Source organism: Serratia sp. FS14 (genome assembly GCF_000695995.1).
Lineage (GTDB): Bacteria > Pseudomonadota > Gammaproteobacteria > Enterobacterales > Enterobacteriaceae > Serratia > Serratia nematodiphila.
In genome coordinates, this window is sequence record NZ_CP005927.1 from 2,810,745 (window position 1) to 2,829,416 (window position 18,672).

Annotated in this window: 16 protein-coding genes, 1 tRNA gene and 1 pseudogene; 7 read left to right on the forward strand and 11 right to left on the reverse strand. The window is 59.8% G+C overall.

The window, feature by feature from the left end; translation table 11 throughout:
- Nucleotides 1-39 precede the first annotated feature (39 nt).
- Nucleotides 40-840, reverse strand: a complete 801-nt coding sequence (gene mtfA / locus L085_RS12780; protein ID WP_021505828.1) for a DgsA anti-repressor MtfA — start codon at nt 838-840, stop codon at nt 40-42.
- A gap of 92 nt (nt 841-932) precedes the next feature.
- On the opposite strand from mtfA, the gene L085_RS12785 reads away from it, so the two are divergent.
- Nucleotides 933-1,022 (forward strand) — tRNA-Ser (locus L085_RS12785).
- Nucleotides 1,023-1,258: 236 nt separating this feature from the next.
- Here L085_RS12785 and L085_RS12790 read toward each other — a convergent pair.
- The 3 genes from L085_RS12790 to L085_RS12800 form a co-directional block, all read right to left on the reverse strand.
- Nucleotides 1,259-3,628: a membrane-bound PQQ-dependent dehydrogenase, glucose/quinate/shikimate family gene (locus tag L085_RS12790; protein ID WP_049870666.1), complete on the reverse strand. Its 2,370-nt coding sequence runs from the start codon at nt 3,626-3,628 to the stop codon at nt 1,259-1,261.
- A 199-nt stretch (nt 3,629-3,827) separates the two neighbouring features.
- Nucleotides 3,828-5,204, reverse strand: coding sequence for an aromatic acid/H+ symport family MFS transporter (locus tag L085_RS12795; protein ID WP_049870667.1), 1,377 nt, complete (start codon nt 5,202-5,204; stop codon nt 3,828-3,830).
- A 255-nt stretch (nt 5,205-5,459) separates the two neighbouring features.
- On the reverse strand, nt 5,460-7,355 hold the full coding sequence (locus tag L085_RS12800; protein WP_044030901.1) for a sugar phosphate isomerase/epimerase and 4-hydroxyphenylpyruvate domain-containing protein: 1,896 nt from the start codon (nt 7,353-7,355) through the stop codon (nt 5,460-5,462).
- A 229-nt stretch (nt 7,356-7,584) separates the two neighbouring features.
- Between L085_RS12800 and pcaH the strand changes: the two genes are divergently transcribed.
- The 3 genes from pcaH to L085_RS12815 are packed head-to-tail and all read left to right on the forward strand — an operon-like array spanning nt 7,585 to nt 9,934.
- Nucleotides 7,585-8,322, forward strand: a complete 738-nt coding sequence (gene pcaH, locus L085_RS12805; protein ID WP_044030902.1) for a protocatechuate 3,4-dioxygenase subunit beta — start codon at nt 7,585-7,587, stop codon at nt 8,320-8,322.
- Nucleotides 8,322-8,942 carry a protocatechuate 3,4-dioxygenase subunit alpha gene (pcaG, locus tag L085_RS12810; RefSeq protein WP_016927159.1) on the forward strand — a complete coding sequence of 207 codons (621 nt, stop codon included), beginning with the start codon at nt 8,322-8,324 and terminating at the stop codon, nt 8,940-8,942. Before pcaH ends, pcaG begins: the two co-directional genes overlap by 1 nt.
- Nucleotides 8,943-9,001: 59 nt before the next feature.
- Complete coding sequence (locus L085_RS12815) at nt 9,002-9,934, forward strand: LysR substrate-binding domain-containing protein (protein ID WP_044030903.1); 933 nt, start codon at nt 9,002-9,004, stop codon at nt 9,932-9,934.
- 9 nt (nt 9,935-9,943) lie between these two features.
- Here the strand turns inward: L085_RS12815 and pcaC are convergent, their stop codons facing one another.
- The 6 genes and pseudogenes from pcaC to L085_RS12840 form a co-directional block, all read right to left on the reverse strand.
- Complete coding sequence (gene pcaC, locus L085_RS25720) at nt 9,944-10,354, reverse strand: 4-carboxymuconolactone decarboxylase (RefSeq protein WP_208060768.1); 411 nt, start codon at nt 10,352-10,354, stop codon at nt 9,944-9,946.
- Between the two features lie 21 nt (nt 10,355-10,375).
- Nucleotides 10,376-11,098, reverse strand: a pseudogene (gene pcaD, locus L085_RS25725) (3-oxoadipate enol-lactonase); the annotation flags it as partial.
- Nucleotides 11,089-12,438, reverse strand: coding sequence for a 3-carboxy-cis,cis-muconate cycloisomerase (locus tag L085_RS12825; protein ID WP_044030904.1), 1,350 nt, complete (start codon nt 12,436-12,438; stop codon nt 11,089-11,091). The pseudogene pcaD and the gene L085_RS12825, both read right to left, overlap by 10 nt.
- Nucleotides 12,439-12,441: 3 nt before the next feature.
- Nucleotides 12,442-13,644, reverse strand: a complete 1,203-nt coding sequence (gene pcaF, locus L085_RS12830; RefSeq protein WP_044030905.1) for a 3-oxoadipyl-CoA thiolase — start codon at nt 13,642-13,644, stop codon at nt 12,442-12,444.
- A gap of 10 nt (nt 13,645-13,654) precedes the next feature.
- Nucleotides 13,655-14,308: a 3-oxoacid CoA-transferase subunit B gene (locus L085_RS12835; protein WP_033647889.1), complete on the reverse strand. Its 654-nt coding sequence runs from the start codon at nt 14,306-14,308 to the stop codon at nt 13,655-13,657.
- Nucleotides 14,309-14,319: 11 nt separating this feature from the next.
- Complete coding sequence (locus L085_RS12840; protein ID WP_044030906.1) at nt 14,320-15,009, reverse strand: 3-oxoacid CoA-transferase subunit A; 690 nt, start codon at nt 15,007-15,009, stop codon at nt 14,320-14,322.
- Nucleotides 15,010-15,198: 189 nt separating this feature from the next.
- Here L085_RS12840 and L085_RS12845 point away from each other — a divergent pair, with 189 nt between their 5' ends.
- From L085_RS12845 to L085_RS12855, 3 genes are all read left to right on the forward strand, one after another.
- On the forward strand, nt 15,199-16,011 hold the full coding sequence (locus L085_RS12845; RefSeq protein ID WP_033643667.1) for an IclR family transcriptional regulator C-terminal domain-containing protein: 813 nt from the start codon (nt 15,199-15,201) through the stop codon (nt 16,009-16,011).
- 94 nt (nt 16,012-16,105) lie between these two features.
- Nucleotides 16,106-16,738: a helix-turn-helix domain-containing protein gene (locus L085_RS12850; protein ID WP_044030907.1), complete on the forward strand. Its 633-nt coding sequence runs from the start codon at nt 16,106-16,108 to the stop codon at nt 16,736-16,738.
- 283 nt (nt 16,739-17,021) lie between these two features.
- Complete coding sequence (locus L085_RS12855) at nt 17,022-17,984, forward strand: hypothetical protein (RefSeq protein WP_044030908.1); 963 nt, start codon at nt 17,022-17,024, stop codon at nt 17,982-17,984.
- A gap of 47 nt (nt 17,985-18,031) precedes the next feature.
- On the opposite strand, the gene L085_RS12860 is transcribed toward L085_RS12855, so the two are convergent.
- Nucleotides 18,032-18,466 carry a DoxX family protein gene (locus tag L085_RS12860; RefSeq protein ID WP_044030909.1) on the reverse strand — a complete coding sequence of 145 codons (435 nt, stop codon included), beginning with the start codon at nt 18,464-18,466 and terminating at the stop codon, nt 18,032-18,034.
- Between the last annotated feature and the right edge of the window lie 206 nt (nt 18,467-18,672).

Below are 18,672 nucleotides of genomic sequence, written 5' to 3' on the forward strand. Positions count from 1 at the left end.
CAGGCGGTGCGACTGCTCGGTATCTGAGCAATTTGCCCGTCAATCAGCCCATTGCGCGTTGTTTTCCGCCTGGTCTCGCAGCAGGCGCGCCAGCGGATCCTGGCGGTAGAAGCGGCAAAAGTGCTGATACAGCGCCGGGAAGCGTTCGGCCAGCAGTTCGGGAGCGCTGAAGAAATACTCCGACAGCACGGCGAAGCACTCGGCCGCATCGGTGGCGGCGTAGGCATCCATGCTGGCGGCCTCTTCGCCGACCATGTCGATCTCGTCCTGCAGGCTTTCCATCGCGGCGTGCAGATCATGTTCCCAGGCGGCCACCTCGCGCAGCGGGATCGGCGGCACGCCGGTGGCGACGCCGCCGTTGCGCATATCCAGTTTGTGCACTGCTTCGTGGATCACCAGATTGAAACCGGAGAGGTCAAAAGAGTCCTGCACGTCTTGCCAGTTGAGCACGATCGGCCCCTGTTCCCAGCTTTGGCCCGACTGCACCACCGGCCCCGAGTGCACCAGACCGATCTCGTCCTGCCATTCGTCTTCCACCACGAACGGGGTGGGGTAGAGCAGAATTTCGTTGAAGCCGTCGAGGCATTCCGCGCCGAGCTCCAGCACCGGCAAGGCGAACAGCAGGGCGATGCGCGCCTGCATTTGCGAGGTGAGCTGCAGCCCCTGCAGCGGCACGATGCGCTTTTGCTGCAATATTTGCCCGGCGACGGCCACCAGCCGCTGCCGCTCCTGCTCATTCAGCGGCGAGAGCAGCGGGATCGCCAGCGCGTCCTGCCACTGGGCCTCGATGTCTGCCTGGGATTGAGAGGGTTGAGTCGCTTTCCACGGCCATTTAATCATCAGGTTGCTCGTAAACTCATCACTTGAACGTTCAGCGGTATGCTAATGCTGTAAAAATGCCGCAAAAGCGGGCATGATAGCAAGCGTTGTCAGGAGAGATGCCGGAGCGGCTGAACGGACCAGTCTCGAAAACTGGAGTAGGGGCAACTCTACCGGGGGTTCAAATCCCCCTCTCTCCGCCACTATTCAATCACTTACGAATAAATCTTTCAACGATCCCCATCACAGTAAAACCACCGTTCTTATCGGTTGCCGTCCCTCATTTCCTTGTCACGATCCTTTACCGACGTTATCAACCCGTCTTTTCGTTTTACCGTTTGTCATCTTGTGAGCTGTAGGCGGGTTTGACGCCGCCCGTTGTTTATGGAATTGACTCGCTCACTAGACCCCATGTTCACTGGATATCTCTCGTGCCGGATTACTTGTCCGGTAGCGCATAGGCGATAATGTAGTCGCCGCGCATCGGTGATTGCCGTGCGCCACCCGCATTGATGACAATGTACTGTTTGCCGGTTTTCGGCGAGAGGTAAGTCATCGGGCCGGATTGGCTCCCTACCGGCAAGCGCGACTTCCAAATCTCTTTACCGTTGGCGGTATCAATGGCGCGTAAATAGAAATCCTGCGTGCCGGCGAAAAACAGGAGACCTGATTGTGTCGACAGTGGCGCGCCCAGCGTTGGCATGCCGATAGGGATAGGCATCCGCATGCTGATGCCAAGCGGCCCAGTATCTTCGACTGTCCCCACAGGGACCTGCCACACCAATTTGCCGGTAGTCAGGTCCACGGCGGACATCGTGCCGAACGGCGGTTTCTGGCAGGGGATCCCCAACGGGGAGAGGAACCGTTCTCGCATGGCCCCGAACGGGGTACCCTCCATCGGGACTATCCCCATTTCGATACCGCTGGCGTTGGTCGGAACCTTATCCCTCGGCACCAGATAATGCGCCAAGCCCAGACGCATATCGTTGACGAACATCAGGTTATTGTGTGGATCCGCGGAGACGCTGCCCCAGTTCATTCCCCCCAGAGATCCTGGGTATTGAAGGGCGCGGTCCTCACCCGGTGGAGTGAAAATGCCTTGATAGCGCATTTCTTTAAACTGAATGCGGCATAACAGCAGATCAATCGGCGTTGCGCCCCACATATCCGACTCTTTCAGCTGTTCATTGCCCATCATCGGCATTCCCACCGAGTACGGCTGGGTGGGGGAATAGCGTTCACCCTTGATGATTCCCGCCGGTACAGGGCGTTCCTCAACTTGCGCGACGGGCTCGCCGTTTACACGGTTGAGCATGAAAATCATGCCCTGCTTGCTGGTTTGCACCAGAACCGGCGTAATGCCACCTTTGCCGTTGGGCAAATCGAACAAGAGTGGCTGTGAGGGCAGATCGAAGTCCCACAAATCGTGGTGGGTCGTCTGGTAGTGCCAGCGTACTTTGCCGGTAGCCGCGTCTACGGCGACAATGGCGGAGCTGTATTTATCGTCCAGCGCGCTGCGAGTGCCGCCGAAAAAGTCTGGCGTCGCGTTGCCTGTGGGTAAATAGATTAAGTTCAACTGTTTGTCATAGGACATGGCTGACCAGACATTCGGCGTGCCGCGAGTATAGGTTTGCCCCTCCGGCGGCAGGCCGCTCAGTTCAGGATTGCCCGGATCCCAGGCCCACACGAGGTTGCCGGAGTGGACATCATAAGCTCGAACAACGCCGGGAGGTTCGTCAGTGGAAAAATTATCCGCTACGCGTCCCCCCACAACGACGACTTCTCCGGCTACCAGCGGCGTGGAGGTTTGTTGATAATAGCCCGGTTTGATTTCGCCCATGCCGCTGCCGAGATCGACGGTTCCGCGATCGCCAAAGGCGTTGCACAATTTTCCCGTATCGGCATCAAGGGCGATGAGTCGAGCGTCAATCGTGGGCAGGAACAAACGGCGCGAACAGAGCGCGGGTGGGCGACTCGGGTTTGCTATCGCGGGTGTGGCGTGATTCTCGTAGTAGCCCAGGCCCCGGCAGCGCTGCCAGTTCGGCGAGGCGGCTTGCGGATCGAAACGCCATTTTTCTTTTCCGCTATCCACATCCAAAGCCAGTACTTTACTGTATGGGGTGCAGACATAAAGCGTGTCACCGATCTGCAGAGGCGTATTTTGATCTTCCGCACCAGAACCTTTACTCACGGGAATATCGCCGGTATGGGCAGTCCAGGCCACCTGCAATCGGGCTACGTTCTGCTTGTTTATTTGGTCAAGTGCGGCGAAGCGATCGCCGTAAGGGGTATTTCCCCAGTGCTCCCAATTCTTTTGCTGCTCGCCGGCGGCTACCGGAAACACGGGGATGGCTTTCGTCGCACTGACCAGCGGTTGGGATCTGAACATCCATCCGAAGCTGGCTCCCAGTCCGATGGCCAGGATCGCCGCTAGACCGAAAGCCGGGCCTTTTTGGGCTGAATGACCGGGCATCCATGGCCAGGCGATAGCGCAAAGAAACGCTAAAACGCCGAGGGTGAAAAGGCGCGAGAACAGCGGCCAGTAATGCCAGCCGGCATCGGCGACCGCCCAAAACAGGGAGGCGACGAAGGCGATCGCGTACAGGATGATGCCGCTACGGCGGCGGCGGGCAATCAGTATGGCGGCGATAATCATCGCCAGACCCATCGCCATGAAATAAAACGTTCCGCCGACGAAGGCCAATCTGGCGCCGAGAAGGCAGATTGCCAGGCCGATAATGAACATCAATCCGGCAAGAAACCACAGGGGGTACTTTTTCCCGTCCCGCGTCCTATGCGCTTTTTGCATATGAGCTCCTTAGTGACTGTTCTCTGAGGGGGTTAAATAAGGGGAATGAGGTGGCGTTTTTAGTCGGCGATAGTGCGCTTTCCGGTTCAGGCATCGCGCGCTTGAAACTGGAATGCGTCTTTTCCGGAGAAAGGAAGGCAGGGAATGTCACCCCTGCTATCCTGTCGTCGCTTTTCAAACGGGGCGTGACTCCGTGCGTTCAGCGAATGTCATTTGAACGTGCGTCAAAACAGGCTGCATACTCATGCCCTGCCGCCTGGCGAACTTGATGGCACCCTTTGGCGACGATCATCGCCACCGTCAGCAGAGCGGGAAGCGCCAGGACGGCGAAAATGGTGCTGAAGCTCCAACCGAGCGCCAACATTTCAGCGCCGGCCAGCGCGCTTAAGATAGCACCCAAACGGCCGATGCCGTGCATCCAGCTGGATCCGGTGGCTCGCGCTTCGGTGGGGTAAAAGCCGGCCGACAACGCGTTCATGCCGGTGTTGGCGCCTCCGATGCAGAACCCGATGGCCATCGCGCAGCTGCCCATCAGGATGGGGTAACCCATTGCTATCCCCATCAGCAGAGTGAACAGCGCCCCCAATCCATAAATCGACGCCAACGCGCGATGTGGTTCGGATCTGTCCATCAACCACCCGGAAAATAGCGACCCTAATGTCCCGCCCGCCTGAAACAGCGCGGTGATGACCGCCGCTTGCGCGATGTTGAAACCGCTGTCTTTAATCAGCAGCGGCAGCCAACTGCCTAAGGTGTAATATAGAAACAGCGCGCTAAAATACGCGCCCCACAGCATTAAACTGCCGAAGCGGTACCGGGCGCTCACCACCAGTTTAACCGGATGCGTGCAGACCTGGCCCGGCGGGGGCAGAACGACGGTACAATGTCGAAAATCGCGATCGGGCGCCAGTTTCGCCAGAATGCGCTGAATGCCGCCCTGATCTGCCCGTTTCGCTACCAGGAAACACACCGATTCGGGTAACGCCGCCATCAGCACGGGCGCGAACAGCAGGGGCAAGATCCCGCCGAGCAGCAGCACGGCATGCCAGCCGAAGCGCGGCATCAGCCAGGACGCGGCGAATCCACCCAAGGCGGCGCCAAAGGTGAAGCCGCAGAAAACCACGGTAATCAAGAAAGCGCGGCGTCGGGCGGGCGCGAATTCCGCCACCAGGGTGCCGACATTCGGCATAGCCGCGCCCAGCCCCAATCCGGTTAGCAGGCGAAATAACATCATCTGCTCCATATTTTGAGAAAACGCCGTCACCAGCGTCCAAACGCCAAAAAAGAACACGCTGTTGATGATGACGACTTTGCGGCCGAATCTGTCTGACAATGGCCCGGAAAGCATCGCGCCCAGCGACAGGCCAATCAGCGCCGCGCTGATCACCAGCCCCAGTTCGCGGTTAGTGATTTGCCAATCCGCCTTAAGCTCTGGCGCAATAAATCCCATGATAACGATATCGAATCCATCCAGAGCAATGATGCAAAAGCCGAGCAGCACGATCATCTTTTGCCATTTGCCTAACGGGCGGTCGTCGATCAGCGCCCGAACATTGATTGCGTTGTTTCCCGACATGGGTTGCTCCCGGTGCAGTAGTTGAGTGTCATCACTATAAGCAGCCCCTGGGTGGACGTTAAACGGCGATAATCGAAAAAATGTGCGTTTATCGGACAATTGAGCCGGCGGTGAGTGACGAGACAGTGTTAACTTTATGTTATGAAAAGGGATTGCCGTGAGAATGGCGGCGCCGGAGGCGACTGAGAGTGTGAGCGCGATCATTAACCTTTTCAGTAAGATGGAAGAACAGGCGGGCCTTGATGGCCCGCGCGATTAACGCATGGCGGTGAGCCGAACCGGGGCGTTGGCGGCCCCAAAGCCGCGGTAGCCACCTCGGCGCTCCAGAAGTTCGAAGAAGAAGCGGCCTTTTTCATAGGGCACGGTGTAGACATGCAGCAATTCACCGCCCTGATCGTCTCGATCGTAGAGCACATTGCCCGCTTGCAGCTGTGAGAGAAAAGCGGGGTCCAGATCGAAACGCGCTCTGAGATCGTGATAGTAGTTATCGGGAATACGCAGCGTTTTTAATCCGCGCGCCTGCGCCGCTTTCACCATGCTGAACAGATCCTCGCAGCCAAAGGCGACGTGCTGCAAGCCTGCGCCCTGATAGGCGGTTAGCGCCTGGGCGATTTGCGTTTCCCGGCTCACCGACATATTCAGCGGCAGCCGGATGGCGTCGTTGGGGCTGCGCAGGACGCGGCTGCGAACCAAACCCAGCGGATCGGGCAATTCCCACTCGTTGTCCTGCACAAAACCCGGCACGCTGCGCAGGAACATGATCCAGTTGCCGCTCGATTCATCCGCCAGCGCAATCGCCAGGTGATCGATGCTCTGCAGCGCGGGCGGCGGCGCGCTGCGATGCGTCAGATGAAAATCGGCGTGATAAATATCGTTCTTGGGATCTTCGTCCGCTTCCACCAGATAAATCAGGCTGCCGTCCGGTGCGCACAGCGCGGGGATTTGCCGCTCGTTGGGGCCGGTTTCGCCTTGCCAGATGGCGTACCCGTAGTCTTGCGCCCGTTGCAGTAAACGCGCTACGCCGCGCACCCGCCACGCCACGGCGCACAGGGAAATGCCGTGCAGGTGATAATAGCCGCTGGCTTGGCTTTCCGGCTGGGCATTCAGAATGACATTCACTTTGCCGTTGCGATAGAGGGCGACGCTTTTGGAGCGGTGCTCGCCGGCGTGAACCAATCCCAGCTGCGTCAGCCATTGGCCCATCGCCAGCCCGTCGTTGTGCGAGACGGCAAATTCGATAAACTCCAGCGCCAGCAAGGGTGGATGCGGCTGCGAATGGAATAAGGAACGTTCCATGAGCGAGGCCATGGCGTTGGGCAGCAGAGGCTGTTTGGCCAACCAGTCATAGGTTTGCTCCTCCAGCCACAACAACGATCGGAAACCGTCCTGGGCTGTGGGGAGTACCGGCGAGGCGCGGAAACCATCGTTAAATATCTCCAGCGACCAGGCGCCGCGATAGCCATGCGCGGAAAGTTGGGTCATGAACTGGGTCAGATTCAGCTCCCCTTGGCCGGGGAAGCAGCGGAAATGGCGACTCCAGGCGAGCACATCCATCTTCAACAGCGGGGCGTCCGCCAGTTGGACAAACACGATTTTTTCGGGCGGCACGTCCTCGAGGCCATCGAGGTTATCGCCGCGCGACAGGATATGAAAACTATCGAGAATGATCCCCAACGCCGGATGATCTACGGCCTTCACGCGCGCCCAGGCATCGCGCCACATATTCACGTGACGTCCCCAGGCCAGCGCTTCATAACCGACAGTAATATCATACTCGGCGGCCAACTCCGCCAACGCGCGCAAATCGCTCACTTGCGTGGCCATGTCTTCGCTGCTGTCGGGCGAGACATTGCTGCAGAGCAGCATGTGAGAACAGCCCAGTTGCTGCATGACTTCGAACTTGCGCGCCGCGCGGGAAAGGTTCTGCGCCAGCGTTTCGCGCGGGCCTCCTTCGAAGTCCCGAAACGGTTGGAACAGTAAAATTTCCAGGCCCAGTTCGGCGCACAACTCACGGATTTCCGCCGGTGAACCGGGGTAGTAGACCAGATCGTTATCGAAAATTTCGACGCCATCAAAGCCTGCGGCGGCGATAGCCCGCAGTTTTTCCGGCAGCGAACCCGATACCGAGACCGTCGCGATAGAACGTTTCATCATTGCCTCCAGTTAAGCGGTCATGGATGACCTGAAAGCGACCATTCAGCAGCGAGGCGGACCACCGACGGGAATTGAATCATGTTATGGACCAAATGAAATGTTTCGTCAATTCAGAACATTCCATTACTTTTGGTTATATAAAGCGATCGGTTTTCTCACTTTACTTTTACATATTGCGCTTCCTACACTCTGTCGACATGTACCCTCAAATAATAAGGATACCGGGATGAAAAGTGATTGGATGGCGCGAGAACTGGTGCATCGCGATTACAGTCATCACCCGCCGGCGCTGGCGCCGCTGTATAAAACCAGCGTGCTGCGGTCGCCGCGCAATGTATTAATTTCATTGCAAAACTCGCTGTCTGAACTGACCGCCCCCGTCTTCACGCCAACGGATATCGGCCCGCTGGATCACGATCTGATTCTGAATTACGCCAAAGACGGCTTACCGATCGGCGAGCGGATCATCGTGCATGGATTTGTGCGGGATGCCTTCGGGGCGCCGGTGCGCAACGCTCTGGTCGAGGTATGGCAGGCCAATGCGGGAGGGCGCTATCGTCACAAGAAAGATCAGTATCTGGCGCCTATCGATCCCAACTTTGGTGGCTGCGGCAGGATGCTGACCGACGACAACGGGTATTACTGTTTTCGTACCATCAAGCCGGGCCCGTATCCCTGGCGCAATCAGGTCAGCGACTGGCGTCCGGCGCATATTCACTTCTCGCTCTCCGGCGAGGCGTTCGCGCAGCGCTTGATCACGCAGATGTATTTCGAAGGCGATCCGTTGCTCGTTCGCTGCCCCATCTTGCAGTCGGTAGGCAGTGACGATGCGATGCGCACGCTGATTGCCGAGCTGGATATGCACGCCGCCGTGCCGCTGGACAGTCTGGCTTACCGCTTCGATCTGGTGCTGCGGGGCCATCGAGCCACGTGGTTTGAGAACCGTACACAGGGAGCCGCGTGATGAAAAAGTATTTGTCTGAAACGGCCTCGCAAACCGCCGGGCCTTATGTGCACATCGGTTTGGCGCCGCATGCCGCCGGCTTTGATATTTTCGAGCGTAATTTCACCCATGTGCTGACGCAACCGGAGACGCGCGGAGAGCGCATCGTGGTGGAAGGGCATGTCTATGACGGCTCCGGCACGCCGGTGCGAGACGCGCTGGTCGAAGTCTGGCAGGCCAATGCCGCCGGGCGATATCAGCACCCCGCCGACGGCCAGTTGGATAAACCCGACGATCCGGCGTTTCGCGGCTGGGGGCGAACCTGTTCGGATTTCACCAGCGGCCTGTGGCAATTCGAGACGATTAAACCGGGCCGCGTGACGGGGCGCGACGGCCGGTTGATGGCGCCCCATCTCAATCTGTGGATAGTGGCTCGCGGCATCAACATCGGGTTGAACACGCGTCTCTACTTTGCCGACGAACAGGCAGCCAATGCCGAAGATCCGGTGTTGAATCTCATCGAGTGGGAAAAACGGCGCAGCACGTTATTGGCGCAAAGGCGGCAGCGCGGGGATCAGACGGTGTACCATTTCGACATCTGGTTACAGGGCGAGAACGAAACCGTTTTTTTTGATATTTGATCCTCCGTTCGCCCTGACAATGAGCTTGCCGCGTCGGCGGCAAGTTAATACTATAAATCATGAACATGACTTCTCGCTTCAGCCAACGCATCCGCCTTCGTCATCTGCACGCCTTTGTCGCTACCGCGCAACAGGGGACGTTGGTGCGCGCCGCACAGCAATTGGGCATCACGCAGCCCGCGCTCTCTAAAACGCTCAACGAACTGGAAAGCCTGGCCGGCGAGCGCCTTTTTTCGCGCAATCGGCAGGGGGCGGAACTGACCGCCGCCGGGGCGCGCTTCCTGCAGGATGCCAGCCGCGTTTTGGATGCGCTGAATGTGTTGGGGCGCACGCTTGCCTCGGACAGCGAGGCGCTGCCGGCGCCGCTGCATATCGGCGCGCTGCCCACCACGCTGGTGAGCCTGGTCGCGCCGGTCGTGGTGGGGTTGCAGCAGCAATCCCCCGGTTGGCGCATGCAGGTTACGACGCTGGCCAACGATGCGCTGATGATGGCGGTGAGATCGGGGCAATTAACGTTAGGCATCGGGCGCATGTCAGACCCCTCCCGCATGGAGGGGCTCAACTTCGAGCTGCTGTACCATGAAACGCTGCGGCTGGTGGTTGCTCCTCATCATCCGCTGTTGCATTCGGATGTCTCGCTGGCGGAGGCGTTGAGCTGGCCACTGGTGCTCTCGCCGCGGGGTACGGTGCCGCGTCAGAATGCGGAGGCGCTCATTGTCAGCCAAGGGCTGGCGGTGCCGGAAGGGTGCGTCGAGACGTTGTCGGTCACGCTGGCGCGCTGCCTGACGCTGCAGTATGGCTATATGTGGCTGGTGCCTTACGGCGCGGTGCGTGACGATTTGTTCAGCAATCACCTGCGTGCGCTGCCGTTGCCTACCCAGGGCATGGCCGAGCCGCTGGGCATCATTACCCGGCAAGAGGCGCTCTCGTCCCCTGAACAGCAGCGCCTGGTTGCTGCGCTGCGCCAAAGGGTGCTGGATGTGCCGGTATAACCGCGTCTTCTAGTCGTCCGATCGCCGCCCGGCGTCGTATTCGGCAAAAACGGACTGCGCCAGATGAAAAGCGGCGTTCGAGGCGGGTAAGCCGCAGTAAAGCGCCGCATGCATCAGCACTTCTTTGATCTCTTCACGCGTGACGCCGTTATTGAAGGCGGCCCGGATATGCATTTTCAGCTCAGCTTCGCGATTCAAGGCGATCAGCATCGCGATGGTGATCAGACTGCGGGTATGGCGTGACAAGCCCGGACGCGTCCATATTTCCCCCCAGGCGTAGCGGGTGATGAAATGCTGAAACTCCTCGTTGAGCGGCGACAGCGCCGCGAGGGTATTATCGACATGCTCATCGCCCAACACGGCTCTGCGCACCGTCAGGCCTTGCTGATAGCGCTGTCGCTGCGTGAGCTGCTCATCCAAAAAGGCCCGGAACGCGCGGTTAAATGCCCGCCAGGCTTCGATGCTGGACAGGTGGGCGGCGGGCAGGATGACGCATTGCGCGTCGGGAATGCCTGCCGCCAAGGCTTTTGCATCGTCGACGGTCGTTACCGCATCCTCATGTCCGGCGATAACCAGCGTCGGCACGCGGATGCCTGCCAGTTCGGCGCGTAAATCGGCGGTCGCCAGCGCGTCGCAGCAAGCGGCATAGCCCTCGGGATCGCAGGCGGTGAGCTGTTGCAAGACGGTTTGCACCCTGACGGGGGCGGATTGGCAAAATGCCGGGGTGAACCAGCGCGCTGCCGCGCCATCGCTGACGGCGGACATGCCGCACTGGCGTACCCGCGCGGCGCGTTCTCGCCAATGCTCCGTCACCCCGATTTTCGCGGCGCTATTGGCGATCGTCAGCGTCAGCAAGCGATCGGCATGAAAGCGCGCCAGCCATAACCCCGTCAGCCCCCCCATGGAGATGCCGCAGAAATGCACCCGATCAATCGCCAGAGTGTCCAGCAGGGACAGCACCTGTTCACCCAGTCGCGCCAGCGAGCCGGGCCGTTCATCGGGCGCAGATTCGCCGTGGCCGGCCACGTCGTAGCGCAGAATGCGATAGTGGGCGATGAACGCGTCGCGCTGCGGCTGCCACATGGCCAATGAGGTGCCCAACGAGTTGCCAAACAGAATAACCGGGGCGTTTTCAGGCCCCTCAAGGACATAATTCAACATGATTGCTCCCTCTCGGCCATAGCCAGGACTTGTTGAATGAAACGTTGCGTGCTGCCGGTGGCATTGGCCGGATCGAGCAAGGTTTTCAGGGTTTCCCGGCTGAGTCGGGAAGAGACTTCCGCATCGGCGCACAGAAGGGTTAACAGGGGTTGCTGGGTGGCCAGGGCTTGCCGGCAGCACTGCTCTATATGATGGTGCGCCTGTTGACGTCCGAGGGTAGGGGCTAAGGCCAGGGTAACCGATTCAGCCATGATCAGCCCTTGCGTCAGCGCCAGATTGCGCCGCATCGCCGCTTCATGCACCTCCAGACCGTTAATGAGATCCAGGCTTTGCGCCAATGCCGCCCCGCTCAGCACCAAGAGCTGCGGCAGGCTTTGCCACTCGGCCTGCCAGCCGCCCAGCGCGCGTTCGTGCTCCTGCACCAGGCCGGCATACAATCCCGACATCAACGCAGGCAGACGGTTGGCCGCGCTGAGGATGGCTGCGCAGAGCACCGGATTGCGCTTATGCGGCATCGTGGAAGAGCCGCCGCGTCCGGGGGCCGACGGTTCGCTGATTTCAGCGACTTCGGTCTGCATCAACAAAGACATGTCGCGCGCCAGCTTGCCGAGCGAGCCTGTCAGGCCGGCATACCAACTCGCCAGCTCCAACAACCGATCGCGTTGGGTATGCCACGGCGTGGCGCTGCGCGGCAGGGCCAGCGCTTGCGCCAGCGCCCGCTCAACGCGCTCGCCCTGTTCGCCGAGCGAGGCGAGCGTGCCGGCCGCGCCGCCGAATTGCAACGCGAGCACGCGTGGCCGCATTTCAGCCAGACGAGCCCGATAGCGCAGCAAGGCGTCCAGCGTGCCGGCCAGCTTCAGCCCCAGCGTCGTTGGCAAAGCGTGTTGCAGCCAGGTGCGGCCCACCATTAACGTTGCGCTATGGCGCCGGCATTGCGCCGTCAGCGCCGCAATCAGCTGATTGAGCAGCGCGTCGGTTTTATCGAGCGCGCTGCGCAGTTGCAGCACCAGCCCGCTGTCAATCGCATCCTGACTGGTCGCCCCCCAGTGAACGAAACGCGCCGCTTCCGGTGAGGTTTGCGCCACCAACGCCGTCAATTGTTTGACGAGGGGAATGGCTAAATTACCCGCCAATCCGGCGGACTGCGTCAGCGCGGCGGCGTCGAGCTTTTCCGCCTGGCAGTGGCTGCGTATGATCCGCGCGGACGCGTCATCGAGAATCCCTGCAGACGCCAGAGCCTGCGCCAGGCCGGCTTCGAAATCAAGCATGCCCTGCAGCAGCGCCGCGTCGCTGAAGCAGGGCGTTAATGGCGAAGCCATAAACATTGCGCTATAGAGAGACATTCGTTATATCCGTTCCAGAATCAAGGCGACGCCTTGCCCGACACCGACGCACATGGTGCACAGGGCAAAACGCCCGCCGGTGCGCCGCAGTTGATAAGCGGCGGTCATGGCCAACCTGCCGCCGGATGCCCCCAGGGGATGACCCAGCGCGATAGCGCCGCCGTTAGGGTTGACCTGTTCCGCGTCATCCGGCAGTCCCAGGGCGCGCGTCACGGCCAGCGCCTGGGCGGCAAAGGCTTCATTCAACTCGATGACGTCCATTTGCGCCAGGCTCAAACCGGTTTGCGCCAGCACTTTGCGGACCGCGGGAACCGGCCCGTAACCCATGATGCGCGGCTCTACGCCACAGGCGGACATGCCGACCACACGCGCCAGCGGGGCGAGTCCATACTGCACCGCCGCGCGTTCGCTGGCAATGAGCAGGGCGCTGGCCCCGTCGTTGATGCCCGAGGCGTTGCCGGCGGTGACGCTCCCCTCGGGGCGCACGACGCCTTTCAGGGCGGACAGCGCGGCCAACGAGGTGCTGCGGGGATGTTCGTCGCGAACCAGGTTGAGCGGCTCGCCTTTGCGTTGCGGAATGCTGACGGCGATCAGTTCCTCATCAAACAGGCCCAGCTCCTGAGCGCGGGCGGTGCGCTGTTGGCTGCGCAATGCAAAGGCGTCTTGATCGGCGCGGCTGATGGCGAAATCGCGAGCCACATTTTCGGCGGTTTCAGGCATGGTTTCGACACCGAACTGCGCGCGCATTTGCGGGTTGATAAAGCGCCATCCCATCGTCGTATCTTCCATTTTCAGCGATCGGCTGAAGGCGCTGTCCGCTTTGCCGGTGACAAAGGGCGCGCGCGACATGCTTTCCACGCCGCCCGCGATGATGACCTCCGCTTCGCCGCATTTAATGGCGCGCGCCGCCATGCCTACCGCGTCCAATCCCGAACCGCACAGGCGATTGAGGGTGGTGCCCGGCACGGTGTGGGGCAACCCGGCCAACAGCAGCGCCATTCGCGCCACGTTGCGGTTGTCTTCACCGGCCTGGTTGGCGCACCCCAGAATAACGTCATCAATGGCGTGGGGATCCAACTGCGGCAGTCGGGCAAGCAGCGCCTTCAGGGGCAGAGCGGCCAAATCGTCGGCGCGCAGCGCGGATAATGCGCCGCCGTAACGGCCGAATGGCGTACGAACGGCATCGCAGATAAAAGCCTGTTGCATGGCGATTTCCTCAAGCGGGGATCAAGTCAGATTGCAGTAAACGTATCGGGGTTAACGCCTGCAGCGCGTCAAAGGTCAGCCCTGGACACAGCTCCAGCACCTGCGGGCCGTCCGGGGTGATATCAATGATTGCCATATCCGAATAAATGCGGCTGACGCAGGCCAACCCGGTCAACGGGTAGCTGCACTGTTCCACCAGCTTGCATTCGCCGGTCTTGGTCAGGTAGTCCATCATCACATAGACTTTGCGCGCGCCGATGGCCAGATCCATGGCGCCGCCCACCGCCGGGATCGCGTCTTCGGCGCCGGTGCTCCAGTTGGCCAGATCGCCGGCAGCCGAGACCTGATACGCCCCCATCACGCAGATATCGAGGTGGCCGCCGCGCATCATGGTAAAAGAGTCGGCGTGATGGAAATAACTGCCGCCGGGCAGCAAGGTCACCAGTTCTTTACCGGCGTTGATGAGTTCCGGATCTTCTTCGCCCGGCGCGGGTGACGGCCCCATCCCGAGCAGGCCGTTTTCGCTGTGCAGAATCACCTCTTTGTCGGCGGGCAGGTAGTTAGCGATGCGGGTCGGCAGCCCAATCCCGAGGTTGACGTAGGCGCCTTCCGGAATATCGCGCGCTACCCGTTGGGCTAATTGGTCGCGGGTTAATTTTTGCATGTTATGACTCCTCAGGCAGAGAGGGAAAAGGTCGCGGGGCGCGCCACCGCCACCAGGCGCTGGACGAAGATGCCCGGCGTTATCACGTTTTCCGGATCCAGTGCGCCAAGCGGCACCAATTCAGCGACCTGCGCTATCGTCGTGGCGGCGGCCATCGCCATCACCGGGCCAAAATTACGCGCCGCTTTGCGGTAAACCAGATTGCCCCAGCGGTCACCCCGATGGGCCTTTATCAAGGCGAAATCCGCCTTTAAGGGCGTTTCAAACACGTAATGTCGTCCGTCGATTTCACGCGTTTCTTTGCCTTGCGCCAGCGGCGTGCCAAAGGCGGTTGGGGTGAAAATGCCGCCCAACCCGCTGCCGGAGGCCTGCATGCGGGCGGCAAGGTTGCCCTGAGGCACCAGTTCCAGTTCGATCGCGCCGCGGCGATAAAGGTCGTCAAAGACCCACGAATCGGCCTGGCGCGGGAAGGAGCAAATCATCTTTCGCACACAGCCGGTCTTGAGCAGCGCCGCGAGGCCGCTGTCGCCGTTGCCGGCGTTATTGCTGATTACCGTCAGCTCGCGGGCACCGCGTTCAATCAGCGCATCGATCAGTTCCAGCGGCTGCCCCGCGGGGCCAAAGCCGCCAATCATGATGCTCGCGCCGTCCGGAATGATGGACACGGCGTCTTCCAGGGTGGCCACACTTTTATCGATCATCTGTTGTTCCTTTCATTCGGCGCCCGCCGGGGGAGTGTTTATCGTCAATGGGAAAAGTAGATCGTCCCTTTCAGGCAAACAATACCGATTATCGAAAAAGTGTGCGATTATCGGCTATTCTTTGAGAGGCATTCGCAGGTTGTGATCGTCGGCACACCGATATTTCAGGCAGACAGCGGGGTAACGAGAATGGAAAAAGAACAGGAAATTACGCGCAGCAGCACCGATCCCTGGAAGGGGGATCCCGACTTTATGGCCTCTTTGGCGCGAGGATTGGAGGTCCTGCAGGCTTTTACACCGCAGCGGCGGCTGATGTCGGTGTCGCAGATTAGCCAGCGTACCGGCATTCCGCGCGCGGCGGTGCGCCGCTGCCTTTACACCCTGAGTAAACTGGGCTTTGTGTACGCGGAAGACGGCAAGAATTATGAGCTGCGCCCGCGCGTCTTGTCGCTGGGTCACAACTGGCTGGGGGCTTCGCCGTTGGCCAATGCCGCGCAGCCGGTGTTGAGGCAACTCAGCCAGACGCTCAATGAGTCCTGTTCCATGGCCATATTGGACGGCGATGACATTCTTTATATCGCCCGCGCATCAACTTCGCGGATCATGACCATCGATTTGCACGTCGGCAGTCGCTTACCCGCCAGCACGACGTCGATGGGGCGGGTGCTGCTCAGCGGGCTGGCCAGTGAGACGTTGAATGACTATTTGGCGCGATTGACTCAGCTGCGTTACACCAGCCATACCCTGGTGAGCGTCAGCGCATTGCGGGAAGAGCTGGCGCGCGTGCGTCAGCAGGGATATGCCATCAACGATCAGGAACTGGAGATTGGCCTGCGTTCACTGGCGGTGCCGCTCACCACGCCGGACGGCCGCATCGCCGCGGCGTTGAACGTCGGCGTGCATGCCGGCCAGGTTTCCGCAGAGCGTTTGCACCAGCACCACCTGCCTTTGTTGCGCTCGGCCGCCGAAGAGATATCGCTGCTGTTGCACGACTCACCTTGAGCGAGCGCGCAGGGGGCGTCTGCGGTGTTGTACTGTTGCCCGCAGGTAAGGTAATTTGCTGAGGGCATGATGACTGAGGCAGGGGCCAACGGACATGAATGAAAGGATCGACTACCACATCGAGAAATACCACTTCGCGCCGCTGGATGAAGCCCCGCGGCTCGCGCGCCAGTGGAGCGAGGTGTTGAACGAGTGTCGCCAGACGCAGGCCGGGGCGGAACAGCGTCTGCGCATTGCGCTGCTCAACGTGGACTATGTGACCAGTTTCGAATTGCCGTTTCGCTTATTGCTGGTGCGGGCGCCGCAGCTGATTGCCGGCCTGCGCGATGAGCTGTCGATCAGTCAAAAAAATGTGGTGTTCAACGGCAAGCGCTTTGGCTGCGTTTACAGCCTGAAGAGCGATTTAAGCGACGTGCCCGAGGCCTTCCAATATGGCCTGTCGACCCGTATTCACCGAGCATCGGCGTCGGGCGTGGATGCGCAGCCTTACCGGGAAATCGCCAAGGCGCTCAAGGCGCCGCGTGAGCGGCTTAAGCTGGCGCTGGAGCAGGGGCTGCGCGTCACGGCGCTGGACGGACTGTTCTGGTTCGGCATACAGCGCATCGCCGCCGAAGTGCGCAGGCTAAGAAAAACCGGCATGACGATCGTGACGGCGGAAACGGAGATTTTCGACACCCTGACCGGCACGACGCGCAAGGTACCGGTTTACCGGCTGGCCGACCGTTAATGGCCGATGACTGGCGATTCATTATGCTGGTTTAAACCTGATTTCCGGCGGGGACAGTCTGACCCCGCGGTGGTTTCCTCTTTTTCTACCCTCATTTCCTCGACGCTCGATAAGAAAATAGGCGCGATTTCTTCTCAAACCCTCCTCACCGTTCGATCGGCTGCAGCACAACGCAAACGGCGGGCCGTCGTCGATGGCGGGTGTCACGATAGCGTCTCCGGTTGATGGCACCGTTTGCTGTCCTCCGTTGGCTTACAACGATGAAGATTTGAAGGAGAAGAACATGTTGAAACGTTTTGCGTTGCTGTGCGGGTGCCTGTTCGGTGCCCATGCGCTGGCGGCCGGCCCCAACGCCAATATCAAGCATTACGGCTATGACTGGCTGGATTTTTATGAAACCGCCACGCCGTCTTTCAGCGCTACAGAGGCGCTCAAGGCCATTTCCGGCACCGGTTTCAGTATGACCAATCTGAACGTGGTGCACACCCTGGAAAACCTCAATCTGCCCGTTTGCGCCGAGGGAGCATGCGCCGTGAACATACAGGCCGGCTCGGGGGCGCTCTCGGGATCGCCGTTTATCGATATCTGCTCTGGCGCGGACTCGAACAGCAGCTGTCAGGCCGCAGGTTCCTGGAATGCGATCTGGACGGTGGTGAAGAAGATCGCCGCCGCTAAATATAAACCCGGCGCTATTTATTTTATCGATGAGCCGTTCGATGTTCCGGCCTTACAGACGGCGGGAAAATATGACGCTTACCAATATTCCAGCTATGTTTGCACCCTGCGTCAGGCTATGCAGCAGTATGGGATCGCGATCCCCATTTACACCATTTTGTCCTACCGGCATGCCAATAACGCCGAATTGATCCGTGAAATGCAGCAGGGCGCGCCCACGACCGCGTGTCCGAGCAATGTAAAAAGCACGCTCGACTGGGTTGGCGTGGACAACTACAACTGGTCGGTGGCGGATATGTGGAGCACATACAATCGTCTGGCGCCGATGAGCTCTGCCGGGCAAAAGTGGGTGTTGGTGCCGCCTTCGACGGCATCGTTAGGAATGAATGACCAGCAGTTGCATGCGCAAATTCAATTGTATTGGGATTTTATTAACCAATATCCCAATGCGCCCGTGGTTTACATCATGAACTGGCGGTTTGATCGCGAGGTCACCGAGAATCGTGCGGCTTACCCTCAATCGACCGCCTTATTGTCTTTCATGGCTAACACGTTGCTCGGCAAACCTTAAAGCCTAAAAAGGAGGTTCGACGGGAACCTCCTTATTGATAGCGCGGTTTATCGATAGGCTTCATTCCGCGCGATCGCGTATTTGCCGCTGCCCAGCAGCAGGATGGCGACCCCACCCATAAAGAATACCAGTTCGTTTTCAATGCCCCAGGCGCCGACGTCGGTGACGGTGAAGACCTTGCCGGTGCCCACCATCAAAAACGCCACCACCAGCGTGAGGGCGTAAACCAGCGCGGCGGGGCGGGTGAACAGCCCCAAAATGATCAGTATCGGCGCCAGGATCTCCCCCACATACACGCCGTAGGCGATGAAGGCGGGTAGCCCCTGTTCCTGCAACGCCCCGGCGATCCAGCCGACGCCGTGCTGAATCTTCGCCACGCCGTGAAACAGCATCAGTCCGCCGAAGGTTAGCCTGAGCGCCAATTTGCCGGCGTCCGGGTGGTCAGAAAAGCGAGTGAATACCGCATTGAGTGACTTAACCATGGCTTTTTCTCCTGAATAGGAATGATTTTCAATCAATATATCAGTCGGATGAATGCGAAAGCTGTTCTGGATCAGGAAAACGGCGGCTTGGCGTTAAATCGCCGGACGAGGCCGGCGATGCGGCCTGATTTTTAGGCGGAATAACCTGCGCGCACGGGCCGAACCGGGGATGAGAAAAGTCATCGGCAGGGTTGGCCCGCCGCGTA